Origin of the sequence: Actinomadura sp. K4S16 (assembly GCF_008327685.1) — a bacterium.
Lineage (GTDB): Bacteria > Actinomycetota > Actinomycetes > Streptosporangiales > Streptosporangiaceae > Spirillospora.
Genome location: NZ_BDDE01000011.1, coordinates 330,817 through 354,938 on the forward strand (window position 1 = coordinate 330,817; position 24,122 = coordinate 354,938).

The window sequence follows — 24,122 nt, forward strand, 5'->3', positions numbered from 1 at the left end:
TCAGCGTCTCAGCAGGCCAGCACGCGCCGCCGGACCGGACGCCGCCCTACGCCGGGCCGCCCGGCTCACCGGCCGCGGTCCCGGTACATCTGCCGCTGCCACTTGCTGATCGCCTTGGTGCGGTTCTCGCGCTCGGCCCGCAGCCGCTGGTCGGTGCGCGAGGCCGCCCACGCGTTCTCGCGCAGCAGCTTGCGGTAGCTGTCGAGGCGGCGGCGCGGCAGCGTCCCGTCCTCGACCGCGGCCAGGACGGCGCAGCCCGGCTCGGACCGGTGCGCGCAGTCGCCGAACCGGCACAGCCCGGCCAGCTCCTCGACGTCGGCGAAGGCGCGCTCCAGCCCGTGCGACGCCTCGAACAGGCCCACGCCGCGCAGGCCCGGCGTGTCGATCAGGACGCCGCCGCCCGGCAGCGGCAGCAGCTCCCGCCGCACCGTGGTGTGCCGGCCCTTGCCGTCGGACTCCCGGACCTCGCCCGTGGCCAGCGCCTGACCGCCCAGCAGCGCGTTGCCCAGCGTGGACTTGCCCGCACCCGACGGGCCGACCAGCACCACCGTCCCCGACAGGACGGCGCGGACCACGTCCACGCCGTCGCCGGTCGCGGCGCTGCAGGCCACCACGTCCACGCCCGGCGCGGCGGCGGCGACCTCGCCCTGCTGGGCGTCTGTGCCAGGCACCTGGTCGGCCTTGGTGAGCACGACGACCGGCCGCGCCCCGCTCTCCCAGGCCAGCGCGAGCAGCCGCTCGACGCGGCCCAGGTCCAGCGGGGCGGCCAGCGACACCGCGACCGCGACGGTGTCGACGTTGGCGGCCAGCACCTGGCCGCGCGAATCCCGCGACGCCGACGACCGCACGATCGCGGTCCGGCGCGGCAGCAGCGCCGCCACCGCCGGCCGCCCGTCCGGGCCGCCGGCGCCCAGCGCCGCCCAGTCGCCCGTGCACGGCGCCTCCGCCGCACCGCCGCCGGACACGGCGGACACGGTGGAGGCCCGCGCCGGGCCGTTCTCGGTGACCACGTCGCACAGGCCGCGGTCGACCGCGGCCACCCGCGCGGGGATCAGCCCCGCCGCGCGGTGAGAGGTGAACTCATGCTCCAGGGCGTCGTCCCAGCCGTAGGCGGCCAGAGGAGACGACCCCGTGAAAGAGGAAGACAACGGATCGGAACCTTCGCGTGAAAGGGCCCCGGCGTGACGGCGCCGCAGTCGGCGCGCGGTGAGATCGATCAGCCGGATGAGGCCCGGGAAAGGAGGACGGGCTGAGTGCTGCCGCGGGCAGCAGCCACCGAGGCGACGGCCATGCGTCCTCACCTCCCATTCGGTTCCGCGCGGGACTCTACCCCTCCCGGCCCGCGCGGCCAACGGCTTTTCTCACCCGCGCGGGGGAGCGGCCTCGGCCGCTGCGGGGAGGCCCCGCGCGGCCCGCCGCGGGCACGATCGCAGGCATGGCCACGCTCACCGGACACCTCTCGCCGCACACTCTCGGACGCCGCCTCCCCGCGGCCGCGCTCGCCTGGGTCGCCGCCTACGGCGCCCTGCGCGCGTACTGGGCGTCCGGGCACCGGCCGCACCAGATGTCGCCCATCGGCACCGACCTCGTCGTGTTCACCGGGTGGGGGAGCGCCGCGCTGTGCGGGGCCGCCGCGCTCGCCCTGGCCGTCCTCGCGCACCCGCGCGCCGACCGCCTGGCCCGCGCGCCGCGCCTGGCGCTGGCGGCCGCCGCCTGGACCGCCGCGGCATGCCTGGTCGCCTCCGGCGCGATGCTCCTGCTGGACGTGGTCGGCGCGGTCCTGCCCGGGCTCGGCCTGGGCCTCTACCCGCTCGGCGCGCTGTCGCGGGCCGCGGCCGTCACCGCCGGGATCATGACCGCGCTGTCCGCCCGCGCCTACACCGCCCGCACCCGCACCGGACCGGTCTGCGCCGCGTGCGCCCGCCCCGCGACCGGCCCCGGGCCGCTGGCCCGCACGCCCGCCTGGGCCTACGGCGCCGCCTACCTCGCGGTCGCCGGATGCCTGATCCGCATCGCCGCCCAGGCCGCCGTCGGGTTCGCCGAGTCGCCGCTGGCGGGCGGCGTGTCGGCGGTGCTGTTCGAGGCGGGGTTCGTCCTCGGAGGCTGCCTGCTGCCGCTCGCGCTCGTCCACTCCTTCGGGCGGACGTGGCCGCGCTGGGTGCCGGGCCTGGCCGGGCGCGGCGTCCCGCGCCGGCTGGTGCTGTGGCCCGGCGCCGCGATCTCCGGCGGCCTGGTCGTCTACTTCGGGCTGATGCTGCTGCAGATGTCCTGGGAGCGGCTGCACGGCCGCAACCCGTTCCCGCCCGACGGCCGCCTCGACCTGCCCGAGGCGTTCTTCTGGGTCGCCGTCCCCGCCTACTTCGCCTGGGGCGCCGGCATGGCCGCCGCCGCCCGCGCCTACGCCCGCCGCACCCGCACCCCCTGCCCGTCCTGCGGCCGCTGACCGCCCGGCCCCAGCCTCAGCCGAGCACGCGGACGGCCCGCTCGCAGGCGGGTCGGTGGGGGATTGCGGGGCGTTGACCGGAACCGGCAGGCGTCGTCGGCAGTTATGGTGATTTGGGGCGGGATCGCGATGAGGGGGCGTGACCGTGGAGGACAACGACGACCGGCCGACCGGGCTCGACAGGACCGGCGCGGCCGACCGGGGCGGCAGGGCCGCGCGGGCTGACCGGGCCGCCGCCCGGCGGGTCGAGGAGATCTGGGACGGGCTGGCCCCCGCCGCCGCCCGGATCGCCACCGCGAGCGAACCCGTCCGCGACGCGGCCCGCGGCGCCGCCGCGATCGCCGCGGACCGCATCCTGCAGCAGGTCGCGGGCACGCCGGTGATGAGGGCGGCCGAGCAGGCCGCGCGGGACGCCGCCGTCAAGGCCGCCCGCGCCGCCGCCGAACGCGCCGTCACCGAGGCCCGCGCCGCCGCCGCGGCCAACCCCGCCACCGCCGGCGCGTTCGAGGCCGCCACCGCCGCGATGACCCTCGCCGAGCAGGCCGCCCGCCACCCCATGGCCGCCGCCGCGCGCCGCCTGGCCGCCCAGAGCCCTCTCGCCCGCGCCGCCACCGCCACCGCCCTGGACGTCGCCGGGCGCACCGCCTCCGCGCCCGTCGTGCAGGCCGCCACCCGGATGGTCGTGGACGCCGCCGTCGACACCGTCGCCGACGCCGCCGTGGACGCCCTGATGACCGCCGGCCGCGACGTCGTCGCCCGCGTCGTCCGCCAGACCGCCGAGCAGGCCGCCCGCGACCTGGCCGTCGCCCTGCGCGACACCGCCCGCGGCGCCGCCGAGACCACCGGCCTCGCCGCCGACCTGGCGCCCCTGGCCGACCTGGCCGCCCGCGCCGGCCGCGACCCCGCCGTGCGCGGCGCCGCCCGCACCGCCACCGGCCTGCTCACCGCCGCCGCCAGCAGCGCCCTGGCCCGCACCGCCCGCGACCTGGCCGCCCGCGCCGCCACCGCCGCCGTCGAGGCCGTCCTGCGCGAACTGCTCCGCGACGCCCTCAAACTCGCCCTGCGCGACTCCCTGCGCGGCATCATCGTCGAGGTGTCCCGCGACGTCGTCGTCGACGTCGCCAAGACCACCTGGAGCACCGCCACCCGCCCCGCCCCGGCGGGCCGCGCGACCGCCGTCGTCATCGTCGAAGCGAGCACCGTCGAGACCGCCGGACCGTCCGGGGACGCGTGGGCCGACGCCACCGCCGACCCCGACGCCGACCGCCCCCGCTGAACGGGCGCTCAGAAGATCCTGAAAGAACCATGAGAAACCGCCGCCGGCGGCCGGGCCTCCCACCTGCGCTGTCTACCGTGAGTACATGGAACCCGGCCCGCTGGAGACACCGACCCCGCGGATCCTCGTGGTCGACGACGAACCCGCCGTCCGCGAGTCGCTGACCAGCAGCCTGGAGTTCGAGGGCTACCGGGTCACCGGCGCCGCCGACGGCGTCGCCGCGCTCGACCGGGTCGAGCGCGACGCCCCCGACCTGGTCGTCCTGGACGTGCTCATGCCGCGCATGGACGGCCTGACCACCTGCCGGCGGCTGCGCGCCCTCGGCGCCACCATGCCGGTGCTCATGCTCACCGCCCGCGACATGGTCGGCGACCGCGTCACCGGACTTGACGCCGGCGCCGACGACTACCTCGCCAAGCCCTTCGAGCTCGACGAGCTGCTCGCCCGCGTCCGCGCCCTGCTGCGCCGCGCCGCCATGAACGCCCCCGGCGCCGCCGCCCCCGCGGACGTCCTGGCCTTCGACGACCTGCGCATGGACACCCGCACCCGCGAGGTCACCCGCGCCGGGCGGCCCCTGGAGCTGACCCGCACCGAGTACATGCTGCTGGAGATGTTCCTCGCCCACCCCCGCCAGGTCCTCACCCGCGAGCAGATCCTGGAGACCGTCTGGGGATTCGACTTCGAACCCGCCTCCAACTCCCTGGACGTGTACGTGATGTACCTGCGGCGCAAGACCGAGCGGGGCGGAATGCCGCGGCTGGTGCACACCGTCCGCGGCGTCGGGTACGTGCTGCGCGCGGCGGCGTCCCCATGAGCACCCGCGCCCCGGTCACGCGGCGCCTCACCCGGCGGCTCACGCTGCGCGCCCGCATGGCGCTGCTCACCGCCGCGGCCGTCGCGCTCGCCGTCGCCGCCTGCGCCAGCGCCGGCTGGCTCCTCACCCGCAACCAGCTGTACCGCGAGCTGGACCGCCGCCTCGGCGCGGTGTCGGGCGGCCCGCCCACCGCGCCGGACGGCTACCGCCCCGGCCCGCCCGGCCAGGGCCCCCGCACGCCCCGCCTGCCCCGCCAGGCCGAGGCCCTCCTCGCCGCCTGCTCGTCCGAGCCGACCGGCACCGGCGCGCAGAACCCGCCGCCCGGCCCCTACGAGATCATGCAGCTGGTCCGCGCCGACGGGCGGCGCTGCACCGTCCCCGGCGCCGGCGCGCTGGAGGTCACCGCACAGGACGCGCGGGTCGCCCGCGGCGAACGCGGCCACGCCTACCACGACGGCGCCGGCGTGACCGCCTCCGGCACCGAGGACGACGTCCGCGTCCTGACCCGCTCGTTCCGGCTGCGCGACGGCACCCCCGCCGCCGTCTCCTACGCCATCTCCCTCGACGAGGTCCAGGGCCCCCTGGACAACCTCGCGCTGCTGCTCACCGCCGTCACCGCCCTCGGCGTCGTGGTGTCGGCCGCCGCCGGCCTCATGATCGCCCGCGCGTCGCTGCGGCCCGTGGACGAGCTCACCGGCGCCGTCGAGCACATCGCCCGCACCGAGGACCTCGCCACCCGCATCCCCGAGGAGGGCACCGACGAGATCGCGCGGCTGTCGCGCTCCTTCAACACCATGACCGCCGCCCTGGCCGCGTCCCGCGAACGCCAGCAGCAGCTCATCGCCGACGCCGGCCACGAGCTGCGCACCCCCCTCACCAGCCTGCGCACCAACATCGACCTGCTGCTGCGCTCGCAGGCCACCGGCCGCGACCTGCCCCCCGAAACCCGCCGCAACCTCCTCGCCTCCGTCCGGGCGCAGCTGCGCGAACTGACCAGCCTCGTCGGCGACCTGCTGGAGCTCGCCCGCCCCGCCGAGACCGGACCCGTCCGCGAGACCGTCGCCCTGCACGAGGTCGTCGAACGCGCCGTCGAACGCGCCCGCCTGCGCGGACCCGGCCTCACCATCACCAGCGACACCCGGCCCTGGCACGTCCACGGCGACCCCGCCTCCCTGGAACGCGCCATCGTCAACCTCCTCGACAACGCCGTGAAGTTCAGCCCGCCCGGCGGCGCCGTCACCGTCCGCCTCGAGGACGGCGAGCTCACCGTCCGCGACCACGGGCCCGGCATCCCCGCCGCCGACCTCCCGCACGTGTTCGAGCGGTTCTGGCGGTCCCCGTCCGCCCGCAGCCTGCCCGGCTCCGGCCTCGGACTGTCCATCGTCGCCCGCGTCGTCGCCGAATGCGGCGGACGCGTCGCCCTCGAGCCCGCCCCCGGCGGCGGCACCCTCGCCCGCCTCCACCTGCCCGGCACCCCCGCCCCCGGCGACTGAACACGCCCCCCGGACCCGGCCCGGGCGGGCGCGGCGCGTTTCTCATGGGGCGTTAAGACACGGCTCACCGCCCTCCCACACCCGCCCCCGAACCTCGGTCCCATGAGTCGCCTCACCACCGAACCGGGCACGCCCGCCGCGCCGCCCCCGGCCCCGCCCGACCGCGGCGGCCGGGGACGGCTCGTCGAAGTGGTCGTCCCCGTCCACAACGAGGAGCGCGTCCTGGCCGCCAGCGTCGAGCGCCTGCACGCCTACCTCGCCGAGAGCCTCCCCTACCCCTTCCGCATCACCGTCGCCGACAACGCCAGCACCGACGCCACCTGGCCCATCGCCCGCGACCTGGCCGCCCGGCACCCGCGCGTGCGGGCCGTCCACCTGCGCGACAAGGGACGCGGCCGGGCGCTGCGCCACGTGTGGAGCACCAGCGACGCCGACGTCGTCGCCTACATGGACGTCGACCTGTCCACCGACCTCGACGCGTTCCTGCCGCTGGTCGCCCCGCTCATCTCCGGGCACAGCGACCTCGCCATCGGCTCGCGCCTGACCCGCGGCTCCGCCGTCGTGCGCGGCCCCCGCCGCGAGATCATCTCCCGCTGCTACAACCTGCTGCTGCGCACCGCGCTCGCCGCCCGCTTCACCGACGCCCAGTGCGGCTTCAAGGCCGCCCGCACCGAGATCGTCCAGGCGCTGCTGCCCTCGGTCGAGGACGAGGAGTGGTTCTTCGACACCGAGCTGCTGCTGCTCGCCGAACGCAACGGGCTGCGCATCCACGAGGTCCCCGTCGACTGGGTCGACGACCCCGACAGCCGCGTCGACGTCCTGCGCACCGCCCGCGACGACCTGCGCGGCATGGCCCGCGTCGCGCGCCGCATGCTCACCGGCGCGTTCCGAGCCCCCGTCGGCGGACGCCCCGGCCCCGCCGCCGCGCTCCCCGCCGGCATGGCCCGCCAGCTCCCGGTGTTCGCCGTCATCGGCGCTGTCAGCACCATCGCCCAGCTCATCCTGTTCGTCCTGCTGCGCCTGGTCATGGGGCCGCTGTGGGCCAACGCGCTGTCCCTGGTCGTCACCACCGTCGGCAACACCGCGGCCAACCGCCGCTTCACCTTCGGCGTCACCGGCCCCGGCCGCGCCCTGCGCCAGCAGCTCGAAGGCGGCGCCGCGTTCCTGCTCGGCCTGGCCCTCAGCACCGGCGGCCTGGCCGCGCTGCACGCCGCCGCACCCGGCGCCGGACGCGCCGTCGAGGTCGCCGCGGTCGTCGCCGCCAACGCCGTCGCCACCCTCGCGCGGTTCCTGCTGATGCGCGCCTGGATCTTCCACCCCCGCCGCCTCGGCGACCGCCCCGCCCAGCCCGCGGCCCAGCCCGCGGCCGACAACACCGGAGGGACCCCGGCATGACCTCCACCCTCACCCCGCCGCCCGCCACCGGGCGCCCCGCCGCCCCCCGCGACCGCGCCCGCCGCCTCCTCCTCGGCCCCGACGGCGACCCCCGCTGGGCGCGCCCCGCCCTGTGGGGCGTCCTCCTCCTCGCCGCCGCCCTGTACGCGTGGGGGCTGTCGGACGCCGGAGACGCCAACGCCTACTACTCCGCCGCCGTCAAGAGCGGCACCCAGAGCTGGAAGGCGTTCTTCTTCGGCGCCCTGGACGCCGGCTCCTTCATCACCGTCGACAAGCCGCCCATGGCCCTGTGGGCCATGGGGCTGACCGCCCGCGTCCTCGGATTCGGGACCTGGAGCCTGCTGCTCCCGCAGGTCGCCGAGGGCGTCGCCGCCGTGGCCGTGCTGTACGCGACGGTCCGCCGCGCCTTCGGGCACGCCGCCGCGCTCACCGCCGCCGCCGTCCTCGCCCTCACCCCGATCACCGTCGCGATCAACCGCGACAACAACCCCGACACCCTCCTGGTGCTGTTCCTGGTCGCCGCCGCCTGGGCCTGCCAGCGCGCCGTCGACACCGGCCGGCTGCGGCCCCTGCTGCTCGCCGCGCTCCTCGTCGGCTGCGGCTTCAACACCAAGATGCTGCAGGCGTTCCTCGTCGTCCCCGCCCTGGCCCTGGCCTACCTGGTCGCCGCGCGGCCCGGCCTCGCGCGCCGCGTATGGCACCTGCTCGCCGCCGGCGCCGTCCTCGCCGCGTCCTCCCTGTGGTGGACGCTGCTGGTCGACGCCATCCCCGCCCGCTCCCGCCCCTACATCGGCGGCAGCACCGACGGCACCGCCTGGGACCTCGTCGTCGGCTACAACGGCCTCGGCCGCATCCTCGGCCAGGGCGGCCCCGGCGGACGCGGCGGCCCCGGAGGCGGCGGCGGATTCGGCGGCCAGGCCGGCGCCGGACGGCTGTTCAACGACATCCTCGGCGGCCAGATCTCCTGGCTCATCCCGTTCGCCGTCCTCGCCCTGGCCGCAGGGCTCGTCCTGCTGCGGCGCCGCCCCCGCACCGACACCGCACGCGCCGCGCTGCTGCTGTGGGGCGGATGGCTCACCGTCCACTACGTCGTGTTCAGCTTCGCGCAGGGCACCTTCCACCCCTACTACTCCACCGCCATGGCCCCCGCGATCGCCGCGCTCACCGGCGCCGGAGCCGTCCTGCTGACCCGCGCCCACCGCGACTCGCGGGCCTGGGCGTGGGCGCTGCCCGCGGGCGTCGCCGCCACCGGCGCGTGGGCGTCCGTCCTGCTGGACCGCACACCGTCCTGGCACCCGTGGCTGCGGTGGGCCGTCGCCGCCGCCACCGTCCTCGCCGTCGCCGCCCTGATCGCCGGACGGGTGGTCCGCCGCGCCGGGACGCGCGCCACCGCCGCCGGGCTCGCCCTCGCCGCCGTCGCGGCACTGGCGGGCCCGGGCGCCTACGCCGCCTCGGCCGCCGCCACCGCCTCCAACGGCACCAACCCGCTGGCCGGGCCGGTGACCGGCGACGGCTTCGGCCGCCCCGGCGCCTTCCCCGGCGGACGCGGCGCACCCCCCGCCATGCCCGGCGGCCAGCCGCCCGGCGGGCAGGCACCCGGCGGGCAGCGGCCCCCGTGGGCGGCCGGCGGCCAGAACGGGCAGCCCCAGAACGGGCAGGCGCCCGAGGGGCGGGCGGACGGGCGCGGGCAGCGCCCCGGCGGATTCGGCGCAACCGGCGGCGGTCCCGGCGGAAGCGTCGACACCCGGATGATCACCTATCTGGAGAAGAACCAGGGCGGCGCCGCCTGGCTCGTCGCCGTCTCCAGCGCCCAGGAGGCCTCCTCGATCATCCTGCGGACCGGGCGCCCCGTCATCGCCATGGGCGGCTTCACCGGCAGCGACCCCGCCATGACCGTCGCCAAACTCCAGCAGTACGTCAAGGAGGGCAAGCTCCGCTACATCCTGCTCGGCGGCCGCATGGGCCCCGGCGGCGGCGACACCGCCGTCACCGCCTGGGTCCAGAAGAACGCCACCCCCGTCGACCCGAGCGCCTACGGCGGCACCGGCACCGGCACCTCCTCGGGCACCTCGCCGGACGCGGCGTCCGGCTCCACCGGCGCCCGCCTCTACAAGCTCGGCTGACTAGGGAGCACCGACATGACCTCCACGATCCCGGCCGCCCCGCCCGCGCCCCGCACCCCGCGCGGGCGGGGCGGCCTCCCGCGGCGGCTGCTGCGCGGCCCCGACGCCGACCCCGCCTGGGCCCGGCCCGCGCTGCTGGCCCTGCTCGCCGCCACCGGCGTCCTGTACGTCTGGGGGCTCGGCGCGTCCGGATGGGCCAACGCGTACTACTCCGCCGCCGTCCAGGCCGGTGCCGCCAGTTGGAAGGCGTTCTTCTTCGGCTCCTCCGACGCCGCGAACGCCATCACCGTCGACAAGCCCCCCGCCGCGCTGTGGCCGATGGCCCTGGCGGCCCGCGCCTTCGGCGTCAACACCTGGAGCATCCTCGTCCCGCAGGCGCTCATGGGCGTGGCGACCGTCGCGACCCTCCACGCGGCCGTCCGGCGCCGCTTCCCGGCGTGGGCGGCGCTGCTGTCCGGCGCCGCGCTCGCGCTGACGCCGGTGGCCGCGCTGCTGTTCCGGTTCAACAACCCCGACGCCCTGCTGGTGCTGCTGCTGACCCTCGGCGCCTACGCCCTGCTGCGCGCGCAGGAGACCGCGAGCACCCGCTGGCTGCTGCTCGCGGCGGCCTTCACCGGGACCGGGTTCCTGGCCAAGATGCTCCAGGCGTTCCTGGTCGTCCCGGTGTTCGCGCTGGTGTACCTGGCCGCCGCGCCCGCACCCCTGCGGCGGCGGCTGTGGCAGCTGGCCGCCGCCGGGGGAGCGCTGCTGGCCTCGGCCGGGTGGTGGGTCGCGGCCGTGGCGCTGGTGCCCGCCTCCGCCCGCCCCTACATCGGCGGATCGCAGCACGACTCGGTCCTGGAACTGGCGCTCGGCTACAACGGGCTCGGACGTCTCAACGGCGAGGAGACCGGCGGCCTCGGCAACCTCGACCAGGACGCCGGGTGGGGCCGCATGTTCGGGCCCGTCGTCGGCGGCCAGATCTCCTGGCTGCTGCCCGCCGCGCTCGCGCTGCTCGCCGCGGGGCTGTGGGCGACGCGCCGCGCGCCCCGCACCGACCCCGCCCGCGCCGCCCTGGCGCTGTGGGGCGGATGGCTCCTGCTCACCGCCGCGGTCTTCAGCTGGATGCAGGGCATCTTCCACGAGTACTACACCGTCGCGCTCGCGCCCGCGGTCGCCGCGCTCACCGGCATGGGCGCCGCGCTGATGTGGGAGCGGCGCCGCACCCCCGAAGCCGCCGCGGTCCTGTCGGCGACCGTCGCCGCCACCGCCATGTGGGCCTACGTGCTGCTCGGCCGCTCCCCGGACTGGCACCCCTGGCTCGCGCCCGCGGTCGCGGCCGGCGGGCTGCTCGCCGCCGCCGCGCTGGCGGCCGTGCGGCTGCTGCGCGGCCCCGTCCTGGCCGGCGCCGCCGCCCTGGCGGTCCTGGCCTGCCTCGCCGGGCCCGCCGCCTACGCCGCCGAGACCGCCCGCACCCCGCACACCGGCGCCATCGTCACCGCGGGCCCCGCGACTTCCACCGGGTTCGGCCCTGGACGCGGCGGCCCGGGCGGGCGTCCCGGACGCTCCGGGCCCGGCGGCCGGATCCGGGGCCCCGGCGGGCCCCCGCCCCAAGGCCCGGGGGCGGCGGCGCGCATGCCCGGCGGCCCCGCGGGCCTCCGAGGCGGCGGAGGCCTGCAGGCAGGACCGCAGGCCGGAGGGCCGGGCGGGGGACCGGGCGGCCTCCTGAACGCCGGGACCCCCGGCGCCGCCGTCACCGCCGCCCTCCGAGCCGGCGCCGCCTCCTACACCTGGGCCGCGGCGGCCGTCGGATCCAACACCGCCGCCGGCTACCAGCTCGCCGCCGGCAGGCCCGTGATGGCGGTCGGCGGGTTCAACGGCACCGACCCCGCCCCCACCCTCGCCGAGTTCCAGCGCCTCGCCGGTCAGGGCAGGATCCACTACTTCATCGGCGGCGACGACGGCCGAGGAGTTCAGGGACGCGGAGGAGGCCGTGCGGCGAGCACCGGAGGCAGCGACGCCGCCCAGCGGATCAGCGCATGGGTCGCCGCGCACTACACCCCCGCCACGGTCGGCGGCACCGTCCTGTACGACCTGACCCCGGGCGCGGGGTGACCGGGCGTCCCGCAGGGGGAAGAGGAAGGGGGAACGGCACCAGCGACCAGGGAGTGACCCGATGGCCGACACGCTCGACGCCGACGACGTCGCCGACCGCCTGCGCGGCCTGCCCGCCTGGAGCCGCGACGGCGACCTGATCCGCAGGCGGGTCCAGGCGCCCTCCTTCATGGCCGGGATCGAGATCGTCGACGACGTCGCCCGCGCCGCCGAGGACGCTGACCACCACCCCGACATCGACATCCGCTGGCGCACCCTGACCTTCGCCCTGACCACCCACAGCGCCGGCGGCCTCACCGGCAAGGACTTCGACCTCGCCGCGGCGATCGACCGGATCGCCGCCCGGCACGGCGCCGGGTAGGGGCGCGCCGTGGCCGTCCAGGTCGCGGTGTGCGGGCCGGGGGAGTGCACCGAGCGCGAGTGGGACCACGCCTACGAGACCGGCCGGATCCTCGCCGGACGCGGCGCCGTGGTCGTGTGCGGAGGGCACGGCGGTGTGATGGCCGCCGCGGCCGCGGGCGCCCGCGCCGCCGGCGGCGTCGTGGTCGGGATCCTGCCCGCCGCCGACCGCGCGGCCGCGTCCCGCGACCTCACCGTCGCCGTCCCCACCGGCCTCGGGCAGGCCCGCAACAACGTCGTCGTCAACGCCGCCGACGCCGTCATCGCCGTCGGCGGATCCTGGGGGACGCTCTCGGAGATCGCCCTGGCCATGCGCGCCGGGCGCGTCCCCGTCGTCCAGCTCGGCGGCTGGCGCGTCCACGACGAGGACGGGCGGCCCGTCGGCGGCATCGTGCACGCCGCCGACCCCGCCGCGGCCGTCGACGCCACCGGCCTGTGGCCCCGCGGCCCCGGCCCCCCGGGGGAGGGCTGAGCGTTCACGGGGACGGCGCGGCGCCCGGGAGCCGGGCGGCGATGCCGTCGAGCAGGTAGGCCAGACCGTGCGCGAAGGTCGCGTCCCAGTCGTTGCCGCTGACGTGGCCGTGCTCGGCCAGCACCGGGTACCGGTCGCGCCGCTCCCGCAGGTGCTCGTCGGCGGCGCGCCGCACGGCCGCCTCGTCGCGCCCCTGCCACGCCGCCTGCATCATCGACGACCCGATGACGTAGTTGGCCAGGCCGTAGGCCGCCGCGGTCAGCTCCGCGCCGCCCAGCCCGGCCCGCACCAGCGCCGCGTGCAGGAACTCGGTGCGCTCCAGCACGTTCGGGCCCATCAGCGGACGCCCCAGGAGCCCGGCCGCCCACGGGTGGCGCAGCATCGCCGACCGCCACTCCCCGGCGAGGGCGGTGACGTCCGCGCGCCAGTCGCCCGAGGGGACCTCGGGCAGCCGCGCCTGCCCGAACACGGTGTCCAGCGCCAGGTCGAGCACGTCGTCCTTGGTCTGGACATGCCAGTACAGCGTCGTGGAACCGGTGCCCAGCCGCTCGGCCAGTCGCCGCATCGTCAACCGGCCGATGCCCTCCTCGTCCAGCAGCGCCACCGCCTCGGCCACGATGCGCTCCCGGCTCAACGGCGGCCCCTCGCGGCGGGGTTTGGCGTCCCGGAACCAGATGCGCTCCGCCTCACTCGATCCCATGCCCGCCACCCTAGTACGTTGTGCTACGACTAGACCAATGATCCGGTACCCGTACAACGATCGAGAGGGCGGCCGTGGGCCACATCGAGGTGAGCGACCTGACCTACGTCCTGCCGGACGGGCGGCCCCTGCTCGACGCGGTGTCCTTCCGCGTCGGCGAGGGCGCCAAGGCGGCGCTCGTCGGGCCGAACGGAGCGGGCAAGACCACACTCCTGCGCCTCATCGCCGGCGAGACGCGGCCCTCCTCGGGCATCGTCGCCCACTCCGGCGGCCTCGGCGTGATGCGGCAGTTCATCCCCGGCGACCGCACCGTCACCGAACTGCTGCTGTCGGTGGCCCCCGGCCGGGTCCGCGCGGCCGCCGCGGCGCTGGCGGCGGCCGAGAGGGCACTGGGCGGCGACGAGGCAGGCCAGCTCGCCTACGCCGAGGCGCTCAACGACTACACCGACGCGGGCGGATACGACATCGAGGTCGTCTGGGACGCCTGCACCACCGCGGCGCTCGGCCTGCCCTACGACCGGGTCCGCGACCGCAAGGCCGCCACCCTGTCGGGCGGGGAGCAGAAACGGCTGATGCTGGAGGCGCTGCTGCGCGGCCCCGACGAGGTCCTGCTCCTGGACGAGCCCGACAACTACCTGGACGTCCCCGCCAAGCAGTGGCTGGAGGAGCGGCTGCGGGCCGCCGCCAAGACGGTGCTGCTGGTCTCGCACGACCGCTGGCTGCTCGCCCGCGCGGCCGACCGCGTCATCACCGTGGAGGCCCGCACCGCCTGGGTCCACGGCGGCGGGTTCGCCACCTACGCCGCCGCGCGCCGCGACCGGGCCGCCCGCCTCGACGAGCGCCGCCGCCGCTGGGACGAGGAGCACGCCCGCCTGCGGGGCCTCGTGCACACCCTCCGGCAGCGGTCGGCGAACAACGACGCCGTGGCATCCTCCTACCAGGCGGCGCGCACCCGCCTCGCCCGGTTCGAGCAGGCCGGGCCGCCGCAGAGCGCCCCGCCCGAGCAGCGCGTCCGCATGCGGCTGCGCGGCGGCCGCACCGGCAAACGCGCCGTCGTCTGCGAGGGCCTCGAACTGACCGGCCTGATGAGGCCCTTCGACCTGGAGGTCCGCTACGGCGAGCGCGTCGCGGTGCTCGGCTCCAACGGCTCGGGCAAGTCCCGGTTCCTGCGCCTGCTCGCCGGCCTGCCCGCCCCCGAGGTGCCGCACCGCGGCCTGGCCCGGCTCGGCGCCCGCGTCGTGCCCGGCCACTTCGTCCAGACCCACGCCCGCCCCGACCTGCAAGGCCGCACCCCCGCCGAGATCATCACGACCGGGCACGCGTGCACCCTGAACGACGCGATGCGCGCCCTGGCCCGCTACGAACTCGCCCCCGCCGGGCGCCGGCCGTTCCACACCCTGTCCGGCGGGCAGCAGGCCCGCCTGCAGATCCTGCTGCTGGAGCTGTCGGGCTGCACGCTGCTGCTCCTGGACGAACCCACCGACAACCTCGACCTGGCCAGCGCCCAGGCCCTGCAGGACGCCCTGGACGACTACGCCGGCACCGTGCTGGCCGTCACCCACGACCGCTGGTTCGCCGCCGACTTCGACCGCTACCTGCTCTTCCGCGCCGACGGCCGCGTCCAGGAGAGCGCCGAACCGGTCTGGCACGAAGAGAGCGGCCCCTGATCAGATCGGCGGCGGTGGAGGGATGTAGGTGAAGGGGACGCGGTTGCTCTCCCCGCCGAGGGTGATGATGCGGATGAAAGTGGGGTCCGTGGTCAGCCCGAACGGCACGGTGACGAGCAACTGCGCACTGGAGTTGATCAAGACCTCCCCGGGGACCGGCGCTCCGGAGTTCTCGAAGTGGGCGACGATCATCGGGCTCACGAAGGCGGTCCCGTTGACGAGGACCTGGGCGCCCGGGATGCCGCTGTTGGGAACGACCGAGGTGATGACGGGGATGTCGTAGTAGGTGAAGCCCGCCGGCAGCGTGGGGACCGTCGGGTGGACGACGGTGCCGCCCGCGGTGGTGACGTAGACATTCTCCAGCTGCGTCCATGGAGGCCCGCCCAGCGGAGTGACGGGATTGGCCGCGGCGGTGACCTCGCCGTCGGACACGGAGGTGAACGGGACCTCCACGGCCTCCTCCGGCGTGGGGCCGATGCGCACGCGGCGCGTCGTCAGCAGGTTCTGGCCGAGCACCGTGAGCACGGGCGGGTCCGCGGCCGATCCCGCCGCCGGCGCCACGGGTGAGCACGATCGGCGCGAGGATGTAGTAGAACGGCAGCGCGTTGCTGGTGCCGCCGGGACCGGTGACGGTGACGTTCACGAGACCGAAGCCCGACGGCACCGTGCAGGTGACGGTCGTCCCGGCCGTATCGGGGGTGCCGGCCACCGTCCTGGCACCGAAGTTGACCCGGTCGGCTCCTTCGAGATTCGTGCCGGAGATGACGAGTGTCTGACCGAAGTGCCCCTGGTTGTTGCCGTTCTCTCCTGCGGCCAGTTCGGTGATGACGGGGCGGTTCTTCGCCATGCGCGCTCCTTCGCCAAGGCGTCCCGAAGGGCGCCGGGGGGTCGGGGATGGACTTGCTGGCTGAGATATACCAACCTGACCACAAGGAGTAATCGAACTGATCCGCTAAGTTGCCGTGGCCCCGTGCCCCCTAGTGGGCGGAGAAGCCGCCGTCCACGAAGACCGACTGCCCCGTCACGTAGGCGGCCGACGGCGAGGCCAGGAACACCGCCGCGCCCGCGAAGTCCTCCGCCAGGCCGTTGCGGCCCACCATCGTCCGCTCGGCGAGCGCCCTCACCTTGACCGGGTCCGACGACAGGCGCGCGTTGAGCGGCGTCATCACGAACCCCGGCACCAGGGTGTTGGCGGTGACGCCGCGGCTGGACCAGGCCTCGGCCTGCGACCGGGCCAGCGCCACCAGCCCCGCCTTGGACACCCCGTAGGCGCCGCTGGTCACCGACGCCCGGAACGCCTGCTGCGAGGCGATGTGGATCAGCCGCCCGAAGCCGCGCTCGGCCATCCCCGGCCCGAACCGCTGCCCGAGCAGGAACGGCGCGTCCAGGTTCACCGCCATCGTGGTGTCCCACACGTCGGCGCCGAGCTCGTCCATCGGCGGCCGCAGGTTCACCCCCGCCGCGTTGACCAGGATGTCGGGCTCGCCGAACGGCTCCACCGCCGCCTCGGCCGCCGCGGCGACCGCGTCCCGCGACCCCAGGTCGGCGCTCACCGGCGCGGCCCGGCAGCCGTGCCCCTCCAGGTCCCGGACGGTCGCCGCCAGCTCCGCCTCCCGCCGCGCCACGACCACCACCGACGCCCCGGCCCGCGCGAGCGCCTCGGCGATCGCCCGGCCGATCCCCGAACTGCCGCCCGTCACCACCGCGACCCTGCCCTCCAGCGAGAACAGCTGCGACAGGTACGGGGCGGGGGAGGGGCGGTCGCTCATGATCGCAGAGTCTACGGGGCGCCGGTACCGCCGTCCCGCGGCGGCCCGTCCGCCCGGTCGGCGGGCGGGCCGGGCACCCCGCCCGGCGGGTCGTCGCCGCGGCGGCGGTCCCGCCACACCACGAACACGATCACCGCGACCACCACGAACGTCGGCACGAAGAACGGCACCGCCGTGATGATCGGATGGGACGCCAGCACCCCCGCCGCGACCGTCACGCGCCCGCCTCCGGCCCCGCCTCCGTGCGGGCCGCTGCGCGGGCCTCGTCCCGGCCGGGCGCGGAGGGCTCCGGACGGTCCGGCAGCCGCCGCGCGATCCGCGCCACGCCCCAGCCCAGCGACAGCACCAGCGCCAGCGTGCACGCCAGCACCACCGCCGAGCACACCGCCCACAGCCAGGCCGGCGCGTCGGTCTTCAGCTCCCGCTGCAGGATCGACCGCTCGCCCTGCAGGTCCCGGGTGAAGCGCGGCGGGGCCGCCAGCTCCTTCGCCCCGATCGCCGGGTCGTCGGGCAGGTAGACCGGGACGCCCGCCAGCGTCCGCCCGTCGTGCACGCGGATCAGCGTCTTCCACTCGCCGTGCAACGGCATCGGCCCGCTCGTCCGGTAGACGCCCTCGCGCACCTTCACCAGGCGGTCGACGTGCAGGCCCTGCCCCTGCCAGCCCGTCACCGTCACCCACGCCGGGCCGTCGACAGCGTCGGCGGGGGAGAACTCCACCCGCGCCTCGGCGGTGCGGTGCGCGGCGTCGCCGCGGACGCCGGTGAGGGTGACCGTGGCGGTGCGGCCCTGCGGGACCGTGAACACCAGGCCGTTGGCGACCGCCGCCGCCACCGCCAGGATCGCCGCCGCGAACACGCCCCGCGCCACCGCCGGGCGCGGCATCCGCCCTTGCAGCCCCTCGGCCAGCAGCGCCCCGCACACCCCGCCCGCGACGCCGCCGGCCACGGCCATCGCCATGCCCTCGGCGACGATGTCGGGCGTCCACGGCAGCCGGAACGCGACCTGCCCGTAGGCGTACTCGGCGCCGAACCCGGCCGTGCCGATCAGCACGCCCGACACCGCGCCCAGCGCCGGCGGCCGCCGCGCCAGCACCAGCGCCGCGGCCTCCACGCACACCGCCTCGGCGAAGTACAGCGGCACCGCCGCCCACAGCTCCCCGATCACCCCGCCGACCAGGACCGACACCCCGCCGCGCACCAGCATGTAGAACACCACGGCGAACACCGCGCCGCCGCGGCCCGCCCACAGCCGCGCCGCCACCAGCGCGCAGCCCGCCGCCAGCGCGATCAGCAGCGGCTGGTGGACGAGCCGGAACTGCGGCACCCCGAAGTCGTACTCGGCCTGGAACACCGACAGCCCGATCAGCAGCCCGCCCGCGTGCATGCAGCGCCGCACGTACCGCAGCCACCCCGGCGGCTGCCCGGCGTCCCCGCAGGCCCGGCGGCCCTCCCGCTCCAGCACCATCATCGCCACCAGCGACAGCCCCGCACCGCCGATCAGCATCAGGTGCGTCGGCCCCCACAGCGTCACGTCCTGCCCGAAGATGCGGTGCCACACGTCGTCGAGGGGGAACCCGAGCAGCGCGTAGAAGCCGGCGCCGGCCAGCAGCACCCCGCCCGCCGGGGCGTACCAGTCGCGGGTGATCCGCACCGACGCCGCGCCCGGGCGCTCGCCCTTGGGCAGCACGACGGCCAGCACGCCGGCGGTGAAGATGCCGAACAGCCCGATCAGGATGGGGTAGTGGGCGATGTTGGCCAGCGGCCCCTCGTCCCGGCCGTGCGAGATGTGCAGGGAGATGTCCCAGTACATTCCGACGAGCGCGACCATCAGCGACACCATCGCGACCGGGATCGGCAGCGCCGCCCAGCCGGGCGTGCCGCGTCCCGGGCCGCGCGCCGCCAGGTCCGCCGCGCGCGCCAGGACCGTGATGCGGCCGCTGCGGTGCCCCCATCCGAGCACCAGCAGCGCCGCCGTCAGGGCGGCCGCGGCGCCGGAGGCGATGAGGATCTGGTCCAGCGCCGCCCCGCCCGCCGGCTTCGCCGGCGCCTCGGCGGCCAGCCGCGCCGCGGCACCGCCCGCGCCGCAGAACCGCGCACCCATGCCCGTCACGTGCTCCACCACCACTGCTCCCTCGACGCAGGAACCGGGACGACCCGCTACCGACCGGGACGCCCCCTCGCCCGGAGTATGTCACTTCATAATGTGTCATTGTCTAGTGTCACAATCTGTGGTGTGCAACACCGGGACGGAAGGGGAGCCATGCGGCGGCGGGCACGAACGGGAGCGATCGCGGCGGTCACGGCGGCTCTGACGGCGGTTCTGACGGTGGCGGCAGGGTGCGGCGAGCCCGCGCCCGAGGCCCCGCCCAGTGCCCGGTCCTCCGCGCCTTCAGGTACGCCCGCTCCGGCCGCGTTGGGGCCGTCCGCCGTTCGGATCGCCGTGACCGTGACCGGCGGGAAGGCGCACACCGCGCAGCGCCGCGTGAAGGTCCCGCGCGGCGCCGCCGTCGAGATCACCGTCACCGGCGACACCGCCGACGCCTTCCACCTGCACGGCTACGACCGCGAGGTGGAGATCGCCCCCGGACGGCCCGCCGTCCTGCGGTTCACCGCCGACACCCCGGGCGTGTTCGAGGCCGAACTGCACCACTCCGGCGCCCGCGTCCTCGAACTGCAGGTCGGGTGACCCCCGTGCACGTGCTCGCCCACGGTCTCGGCGGTCGCACCGACCTGCCCCTGGACGCCGTCGCCGCCATCGCCGGCGGCGGCCTGGCCGTCGCGGCCTCCTTCCTCGCCCTCACCGTCGCGTGGAAGCGGCCCCGGCTCCATCCGGACGCCGGACGCCCCCTGCCGCCCGCGCTCGCCCGCCTGCCGGCCGCGCCTGCCCTCACCGCGGCCGGACGCGCCCTCGCGCTGGCCGCGACCGCCCTGGTCGTCGCCGTCGCGTTCGCCGGACCCGCGTCCGACACCCGCAACCTGGCCCCGTGGGCGCTGTTCGTGACGTTCTGGGTGGGCCTCGTCCCCGCCAGCGTCCTGCTCGGTCCCGTGTGGCGGCGCGTGAACCCGCTGCGGACCCTGCACGCCGCCCTCTGCCGCGCCACCCGCACCCCGCCGTCAGGACGCCGCGCCCTGCCCGAGCGGGTCGGCTACCGGCCCGCCGCCGCCTGGCTCACCGGGTTCGTCTGGCTGGAACTGGTCGCCCCGCACCGCTCCGACCCGCGCCTCGTCGGCGCCCTGATCCTCGCCTACGCCGCCTGCAACCTGGCCCTGGCCTGGTGGTTCGGCCGCGACTGGTTCACCCGCGGGGACGGGTTCGAGGCCTACTCCAGCCTCCTGGCCCGCATGTGCCCGATCGGGCGGCGCGGCGACGGCGCCCTCGTCCTGCGCACCCCCCTGACCGGCCTCATGAGGGGCGGCCCCGAACCCGGCCTCACCGCGACCGCCTGCGTGCTGATCGGCTCGACGGGGTTCGACGGCGTCACCCGCACCACCTACTGGCGCGGCAACGTCGACCCCTCCAGCGTCCCCGCCGGAACCCTCGGCCTCGCCGCCGCCGTCGGCGCCGTCGCGCTCCTGTACGCCGCGGCGCTGCGGCTCAGCGCACGGCTCACCGGCCAGGACGCCCGCACCATGCCCGCGCGGTTCGCCGCGACGCTCCTGCCGATCGCCCTCGGCTACACCGTCGCCCACTACTTCTCGTTCTTCGTCCTGGAGGGCCAGACCACCGCCATCCTCGCCAGCGACCCGTTCGGGACGGGGCTGGACCTGCTCGGCTCCACCGGCAACCGCGTCGACTACGACCTCGCCGGGCCCACCCTCATCGCGCAGGTCCAGGTCAACGCCATCGTCCTCGGCCACATCGCCGGCACCATCGCCGCGCACGACCTCGCCCTGCGCGGCCCCGGCCGGGCCGCGCGCGGGCAGCTGCCCATCGCGGCCGTCATGGTCGCGCTCACCTGCGCCGGCCTGTTCGCCCTGCTCAGCGGCTGACGCCCCGCGCCGCCGGAGACCAGAGACGACGCACGCGCGGGACGCCGGGCGCCCGCGGGGTCAGCGCGCGAACCTCCACCGCATCGCGCCGAACGGCTCCACCGTGCCCACCGTGAACACCGTGTGGAAGACGATCCGGTACAGGTACCACGGCGGCCGGCCCGCGCTCTGCGCGCTGTACGGCGCGGTGAACGCCTCGCCGTCCACCTGCGCCGGCCATCCGCCCTCCCGGTACCCGGCCGCGACGGCCTCCAGCACCGGCGGGTCGGTGACGCGCTCGGCCTCGCCCTCCAGCACCACGTCCCCGACCGGGGTGCGGACCGAGACCGTGCACGCCGGGTTCGCCGCCAGGTTCCGGGACTTGCGCGTGCCCGGGCCGCTGACGACGTACAGGTCCCCGTCGTGCCACAGCGCGCCGACGCCCGCCGAGTGCGGGCGCCCGTCCGGACGGACCGTGCCGAGGAACACCGGCGTCTCCGGCTTCGGCAGCGCCGCCTTCAGCGCGTCGCGGACGCCGTCCCACGCCAGTTCACCGGCGCCGTAGATGTCGAGGTCGCGTGCCTCGACGGGTTCGCGGTCGCTCATCTCCGCCTCCTTCGCGAAACAGCCTTCGCGGGGGTAGACGGCGCGGCGGCGGCGAACTCATCGGCGCCCGGTTCCTAGAGTGGCGGGCATGGCTCCTTCGATCGCCACCGCGAACCGCGTCGACCGTCCCGAACTGCTGGAGTTCCTGCGCCCCCGGCACCACGCGCTGCTGTCCACCGCCCGCGCCGACGGGCGGCCCCAGATGTCGCCCGTGACGTGCGGGGTCGACGGCGAGGGCCGGATCGTCGTCTCCACCTACCCCGAGCGGGCCAAGGCCCGCAACGCCCGCCGCGACCCGCGCGTGTCGGTGTGCGTGCTGTCCGACGACTTCAACGGCCCCTACGTGCAGGTCGACGGCACCGCCGAGGTCATCGACATGCCCGAGGCCGCCGACGCGCTCGTCGACTACTACCGCTGCATCGCCGGGGAGCATCCCGACTGGGACGAGTACCGGGAGGCGATGCGCCGCCAGGACAAGTCCCTCATCCGCGTCACCATCGACCGGTGGGGCCCGATCGCGACCGGCGGGTTCCCCGCCCGCCTCGCCGCCGGCGACTAGCGGCCGGCGGCGGCCCGCTCGGGCAGGCCGCGGCGCAGGAACTCGGCCGTGACCGACGACGGCGCCTCCAGCAGCTCGGTGGGGGTGCCGGCGAACACGACCTCGCCGCCGTGCCGGCCGCCGCCGGGCCCGAGGTCGACCACCCAGTCCGCGTGCTCGACCACCTGCTGGTCGTGCTCGACGACGATGACGGTGCCGCCGCCGTCCACCAGCCGGTCCAGCAGCGCCAGCAGCGCCCCGACGTCGGACATGTGCAGCCCCGTCGTCGGCTCGTCCAGCACGTAGACGGTGCCTGCGCGGTGCAGCCGGGTCGCCAGCTTGATCCGCTGGCGCTCGCCGCCCGACAGCGAGCCGAGCGGCCGCCCGAGCGTCATGTAGCCGAGCCCGACGTCGTTGAGGGCCCGCAGCCGCTCGGCGATCGCACGTTCGGCCGTCCCGGCCGGGTCCCCTCCGCCGGGGGACGGGGCGGCGGGCCCGGTGAAGAAGGCCAGGGCCTCCTCGGCGGTCATCGCCAGGACGTCCGCGATCGTCCGGCCGCGCACGGTGTGGGCGAGGACCTCCGGGCGGTACCGGCCGCCCCCGCACGCCTCGCACGTGGTGGTGACCGGGTCCATGAACGCCAGGTCGGTGACGATGACGCCGTTGCCGTCGCACTCCGGGCACGCGCCCTCGGAGTTGTGGCTGAACAGGGCCGCGGGCGCGCCGCTCACCCGCGCGAACAGCCGCCGCAGCGGGTCCATCACGCCGACGAAGGTCGCGGGGCTGGAGCGGCGGGACGCCGCGATGGCCGACTGGTCCACCACCACCGCGTCGGGGTGCCGGGCGGCGAACTCGTCCATGACCAGGGTGCTCTTGCCCGACCCCGCCACGCCGGTCACCGCCGTGAGCACCCCCGTGGGGAACCGCACCGTCAGGCCCTTGAGGTTGTTGGCGCGGGCGCCGGCCACCACCAGCCACCCGGTCGGCTCCCGGAACCGGGTCTTGACCGGCGCCGCGCGGCGCAGCGCCCGCCCGGTCGGCGTCGCGGCGGCGCGCAGCCCCTCGACCGTCCCGGTGAAGACGATCTCGCCGCCGCGCACGCCCGCGCCGGGCCCCATGTCGACCACGTGGTCGGCGACGCCGATCACCGCCGGGTCGTGCTCGACCACCAGCACCGTGTTGCCCTTGTCGCGCAGCCGCAGCAGCAGCGCGTTCAGCCGGTCGACGTCCCGGGGGTGCAGGCCCGCGCTGGGCTCGTCGAAGATGTAGGTCATCCCGGTCAGGCTCGACCCCAGGTGCCGGACGACCTTGAGCCGCTGCGCCTCCCCGCCCGACAGCGTGCGCGTCGGGCGGTCCAGGGTGAGGTAGGACAGGCCGATGTCCTCCAGCCGCCGCAGCCGCGTGACCGCCTCCCCGGCGACCCGCGCGGCGACCGGGTCGGTGATCTCGCCGAGCGCGGCGACCAGGTCGCCGATCTCCATGCGTGACAGGTCGGCGATGGTGCGGCCGCCGATGCGCGAGGCCAGCGCCGCCGCGTTGAGCCGCGCCCCGCCGCAAGCCGGGCAGGTGTCCTCGCGCACGACGCGGCGGGCCGCGTCCCGCACCTTGGGCGGCAGCGACCCGAGGTCCCGCTTGATGTAGAGGCGGTGGAAGCGCTCGAGCATGCCCTCGTAGGCGTTGTGCCCCATGGACCCGGTCCGGTTCAGGCGCGGCACCCGGAACCCCTTGCCGTGCAGGAGCAGGTCCCACTCCCGCGGGGTGAAGTCCCGCAGCGGCTTGTCCGGGTCGAACAGCCCCGACTCGGCGTACAGCTGCCACACGAACGTCCCGACGCCGAACGGCGGGAAGTGGACCGCGCCCTCGTTGAGCGACCGGTCGGTGTCCAGGAAGCGGTCCAGGTCGACCCGCGCGACGTGCCCGAGGCCGTCGCATTCGGGGCACATGCCGCGCGGGTCGTTGAAGGAGTAGGCCGCGGCCTCCCCGGCGCCGGGCGTCCCGTGCCGGGAGAACAGGACCCGCAGGACGGGGGAGATGTCGGTGATCGTGCCGACCGTGGAGCGGGCGTTGCCGCCGATCGGCCGCTGGTCGACCACGACCGCGGGCGTGAGATGGTCGATGACGTCGGCGTCGGGCCGCTCGTGGCGGGGCATCCGGTCGCGGGCGAACCAGCTGAGCGTCTCGTTCAGCTGCCGCTGCGACTCCGCCGCGACCGTCCCGAACACCACCGACGACTTGCCCGACCCCGACACCCCCGTGAACACCACGAGCCGGTCCTTCGGGATCCGCAGCGAGACGTCCTTGAGGTTGTTGTTCCTGGCGCCGGTGATGACGATGTGGTCCCCTCTCATGGCCGCCAAGCTAGGC

Annotated in this window: 21 protein-coding genes and 1 pseudogene; 13 read left to right on the forward strand and 9 right to left on the reverse strand. The window is 76.4% G+C overall.

All coding sequences use genetic code 11. The annotated features are described in order from the left end of the window. Positions 1-65: 65 nt before the first annotated feature. The gene (gene rsgA / locus K4S16_RS08710; protein WP_149258343.1) at positions 66-1,148 is read right to left on the reverse strand and encodes a ribosome small subunit-dependent GTPase A; all 1,083 of its coding nucleotides are present in this window, start codon (positions 1,146-1,148) and stop codon (positions 66-68) included. Between the two features lie 287 nt (positions 1,149-1,435). Here rsgA and K4S16_RS08715 point away from each other — a divergent pair, with 287 nt between their 5' ends. The 9 genes from K4S16_RS08715 to K4S16_RS08755 all read left to right on the forward strand — a co-directional run bounded on the left by K4S16_RS08715 (position 1,436) and on the right by K4S16_RS08755 (position 12,509). After that, positions 1,436-2,443 (forward strand): hypothetical protein, encoded by a 1,008-nt coding sequence (locus K4S16_RS08715; RefSeq protein ID WP_149258344.1) that lies wholly within the window; start codon positions 1,436-1,438, stop codon positions 2,441-2,443. Positions 2,444-2,582: 139 nt separating this feature from the next. Next, positions 2,583-3,719: a hypothetical protein gene (locus K4S16_RS08720; protein ID WP_149258345.1), complete on the forward strand. Its 1,137-nt coding sequence runs from the start codon at positions 2,583-2,585 to the stop codon at positions 3,717-3,719. 85 nt (positions 3,720-3,804) lie between these two features. Further along, positions 3,805-4,533, forward strand: coding sequence for a response regulator transcription factor (locus K4S16_RS08725; RefSeq protein ID WP_149258346.1), 729 nt, complete (start codon positions 3,805-3,807; stop codon positions 4,531-4,533). Next, entirely contained in the window at positions 4,530-6,026 is a 1,497-nt protein-coding gene (locus K4S16_RS08730) for a cell wall metabolism sensor histidine kinase WalK (RefSeq protein WP_149258347.1), read from the forward strand. Before K4S16_RS08725 ends, K4S16_RS08730 begins: the two co-directional genes overlap by 4 nt. Positions 6,027-6,128: 102 nt before the next feature. Beyond that, positions 6,129-7,421: a bifunctional glycosyltransferase family 2/GtrA family protein gene (locus K4S16_RS08735; RefSeq protein ID WP_149258348.1), complete on the forward strand. Its 1,293-nt coding sequence runs from the start codon at positions 6,129-6,131 to the stop codon at positions 7,419-7,421. Continuing rightward, positions 7,418-9,544: a glycosyltransferase family 39 protein gene (locus K4S16_RS46395; protein ID WP_149258349.1), complete on the forward strand. Its 2,127-nt coding sequence runs from the start codon at positions 7,418-7,420 to the stop codon at positions 9,542-9,544. Before K4S16_RS08735 ends, K4S16_RS46395 begins: the two co-directional genes overlap by 4 nt. 15 nt (positions 9,545-9,559) lie before the next feature. Then, positions 9,560-11,638 carry a glycosyltransferase family 39 protein gene (locus K4S16_RS46400; RefSeq protein ID WP_149258350.1) on the forward strand — a complete coding sequence of 693 codons (2,079 nt, stop codon included), beginning with the start codon at positions 9,560-9,562 and terminating at the stop codon, positions 11,636-11,638. Positions 11,639-11,699: 61 nt separating this feature from the next. Further along, a complete protein-coding gene (locus K4S16_RS08750; protein ID WP_149258351.1) occupies positions 11,700-11,999 on the forward strand; it encodes a 4a-hydroxytetrahydrobiopterin dehydratase in 300 nt (99 codons plus the stop codon). 9 nt (positions 12,000-12,008) lie between these two features. Further along, entirely contained in the window at positions 12,009-12,509 is a 501-nt protein-coding gene (locus K4S16_RS08755; RefSeq protein WP_149258352.1) for a TIGR00725 family protein, read from the forward strand. A 4-nt stretch (positions 12,510-12,513) separates the two neighbouring features. Here K4S16_RS08755 and K4S16_RS08760 read toward each other — a convergent pair whose 3' ends face one another. Next, positions 12,514-13,209, reverse strand: a complete 696-nt coding sequence (locus tag K4S16_RS08760) for a TetR/AcrR family transcriptional regulator (protein ID WP_149258353.1) — start codon at positions 13,207-13,209, stop codon at positions 12,514-12,516. A 74-nt stretch (positions 13,210-13,283) separates the two neighbouring features. Between K4S16_RS08760 and K4S16_RS08765 the strand changes: the two genes are divergently transcribed. Next, on the forward strand, positions 13,284-14,876 hold the full coding sequence (locus K4S16_RS08765) for an ABC-F family ATP-binding cassette domain-containing protein (RefSeq protein WP_149258354.1): 1,593 nt from the start codon (positions 13,284-13,286) through the stop codon (positions 14,874-14,876). Here the strand turns inward: K4S16_RS08765 and K4S16_RS45630 are convergent, their stop codons facing one another. From K4S16_RS45630 to K4S16_RS08785, 5 genes and pseudogenes are all read right to left on the reverse strand, one after another. Then, positions 14,877-15,401 carry a hypothetical protein gene (locus tag K4S16_RS45630; protein ID WP_235036663.1) on the reverse strand — a complete coding sequence of 175 codons (525 nt, stop codon included), beginning with the start codon at positions 15,399-15,401 and terminating at the stop codon, positions 14,877-14,879. Between the two features lie 73 nt (positions 15,402-15,474). Then, a pseudogene (locus K4S16_RS46915) lies at positions 15,475-15,723 on the reverse strand (IPT/TIG domain-containing protein); the annotation flags it as partial. A gap of 130 nt (positions 15,724-15,853) precedes the next feature. Next, on the reverse strand, positions 15,854-16,645 hold the full coding sequence (locus tag K4S16_RS08775) for an SDR family NAD(P)-dependent oxidoreductase (protein WP_149258355.1): 792 nt from the start codon (positions 16,643-16,645) through the stop codon (positions 15,854-15,856). A gap of 11 nt (positions 16,646-16,656) precedes the next feature. Further along, positions 16,657-16,863 carry a hypothetical protein gene (locus tag K4S16_RS08780; protein WP_149258356.1) on the reverse strand — a complete coding sequence of 69 codons (207 nt, stop codon included), beginning with the start codon at positions 16,861-16,863 and terminating at the stop codon, positions 16,657-16,659. After that, on the reverse strand, positions 16,860-18,764 hold the full coding sequence (locus K4S16_RS08785) for a hypothetical protein (RefSeq protein WP_200841755.1): 1,905 nt from the start codon (positions 18,762-18,764) through the stop codon (positions 16,860-16,862). The genes K4S16_RS08780 and K4S16_RS08785 overlap by 4 nt, the downstream gene beginning before the upstream one ends. 321 nt (positions 18,765-19,085) lie before the next feature. On the opposite strand from K4S16_RS08785, the gene K4S16_RS45000 reads away from it, so the two are divergent. Continuing rightward, complete coding sequence (locus K4S16_RS45000) at positions 19,086-19,331, forward strand: hypothetical protein (protein ID WP_200841756.1); 246 nt, start codon at positions 19,086-19,088, stop codon at positions 19,329-19,331. After that, positions 19,328-20,635 carry a hypothetical protein gene (locus K4S16_RS08795; protein WP_235036664.1) on the forward strand — a complete coding sequence of 436 codons (1,308 nt, stop codon included), beginning with the start codon at positions 19,328-19,330 and terminating at the stop codon, positions 20,633-20,635. The genes K4S16_RS45000 and K4S16_RS08795 overlap by 4 nt, the downstream gene beginning before the upstream one ends. A gap of 60 nt (positions 20,636-20,695) precedes the next feature. Here the strand turns inward: K4S16_RS08795 and K4S16_RS08800 are convergent, their stop codons facing one another. Next, positions 20,696-21,220, reverse strand: a complete 525-nt coding sequence (locus K4S16_RS08800) for a pyridoxamine 5'-phosphate oxidase family protein (RefSeq protein ID WP_149258357.1) — start codon at positions 21,218-21,220, stop codon at positions 20,696-20,698. Between the two features lie 88 nt (positions 21,221-21,308). On the opposite strand from K4S16_RS08800, the gene K4S16_RS08805 reads away from it, so the two are divergent. Continuing rightward, positions 21,309-21,779 carry a PPOX class F420-dependent oxidoreductase gene (locus K4S16_RS08805; protein ID WP_149258358.1) on the forward strand — a complete coding sequence of 157 codons (471 nt, stop codon included), beginning with the start codon at positions 21,309-21,311 and terminating at the stop codon, positions 21,777-21,779. Here the strand turns inward: K4S16_RS08805 and K4S16_RS08810 are convergent. Further along, the gene (locus K4S16_RS08810) at positions 21,776-24,106 is read right to left on the reverse strand and encodes an excinuclease ABC subunit UvrA (RefSeq protein WP_149258359.1); all 2,331 of its coding nucleotides are present in this window, start codon (positions 24,104-24,106) and stop codon (positions 21,776-21,778) included. The genes K4S16_RS08805 and K4S16_RS08810 overlap by 4 nt on opposite strands. Between the last annotated feature and the right edge of the window lie 16 nt (positions 24,107-24,122).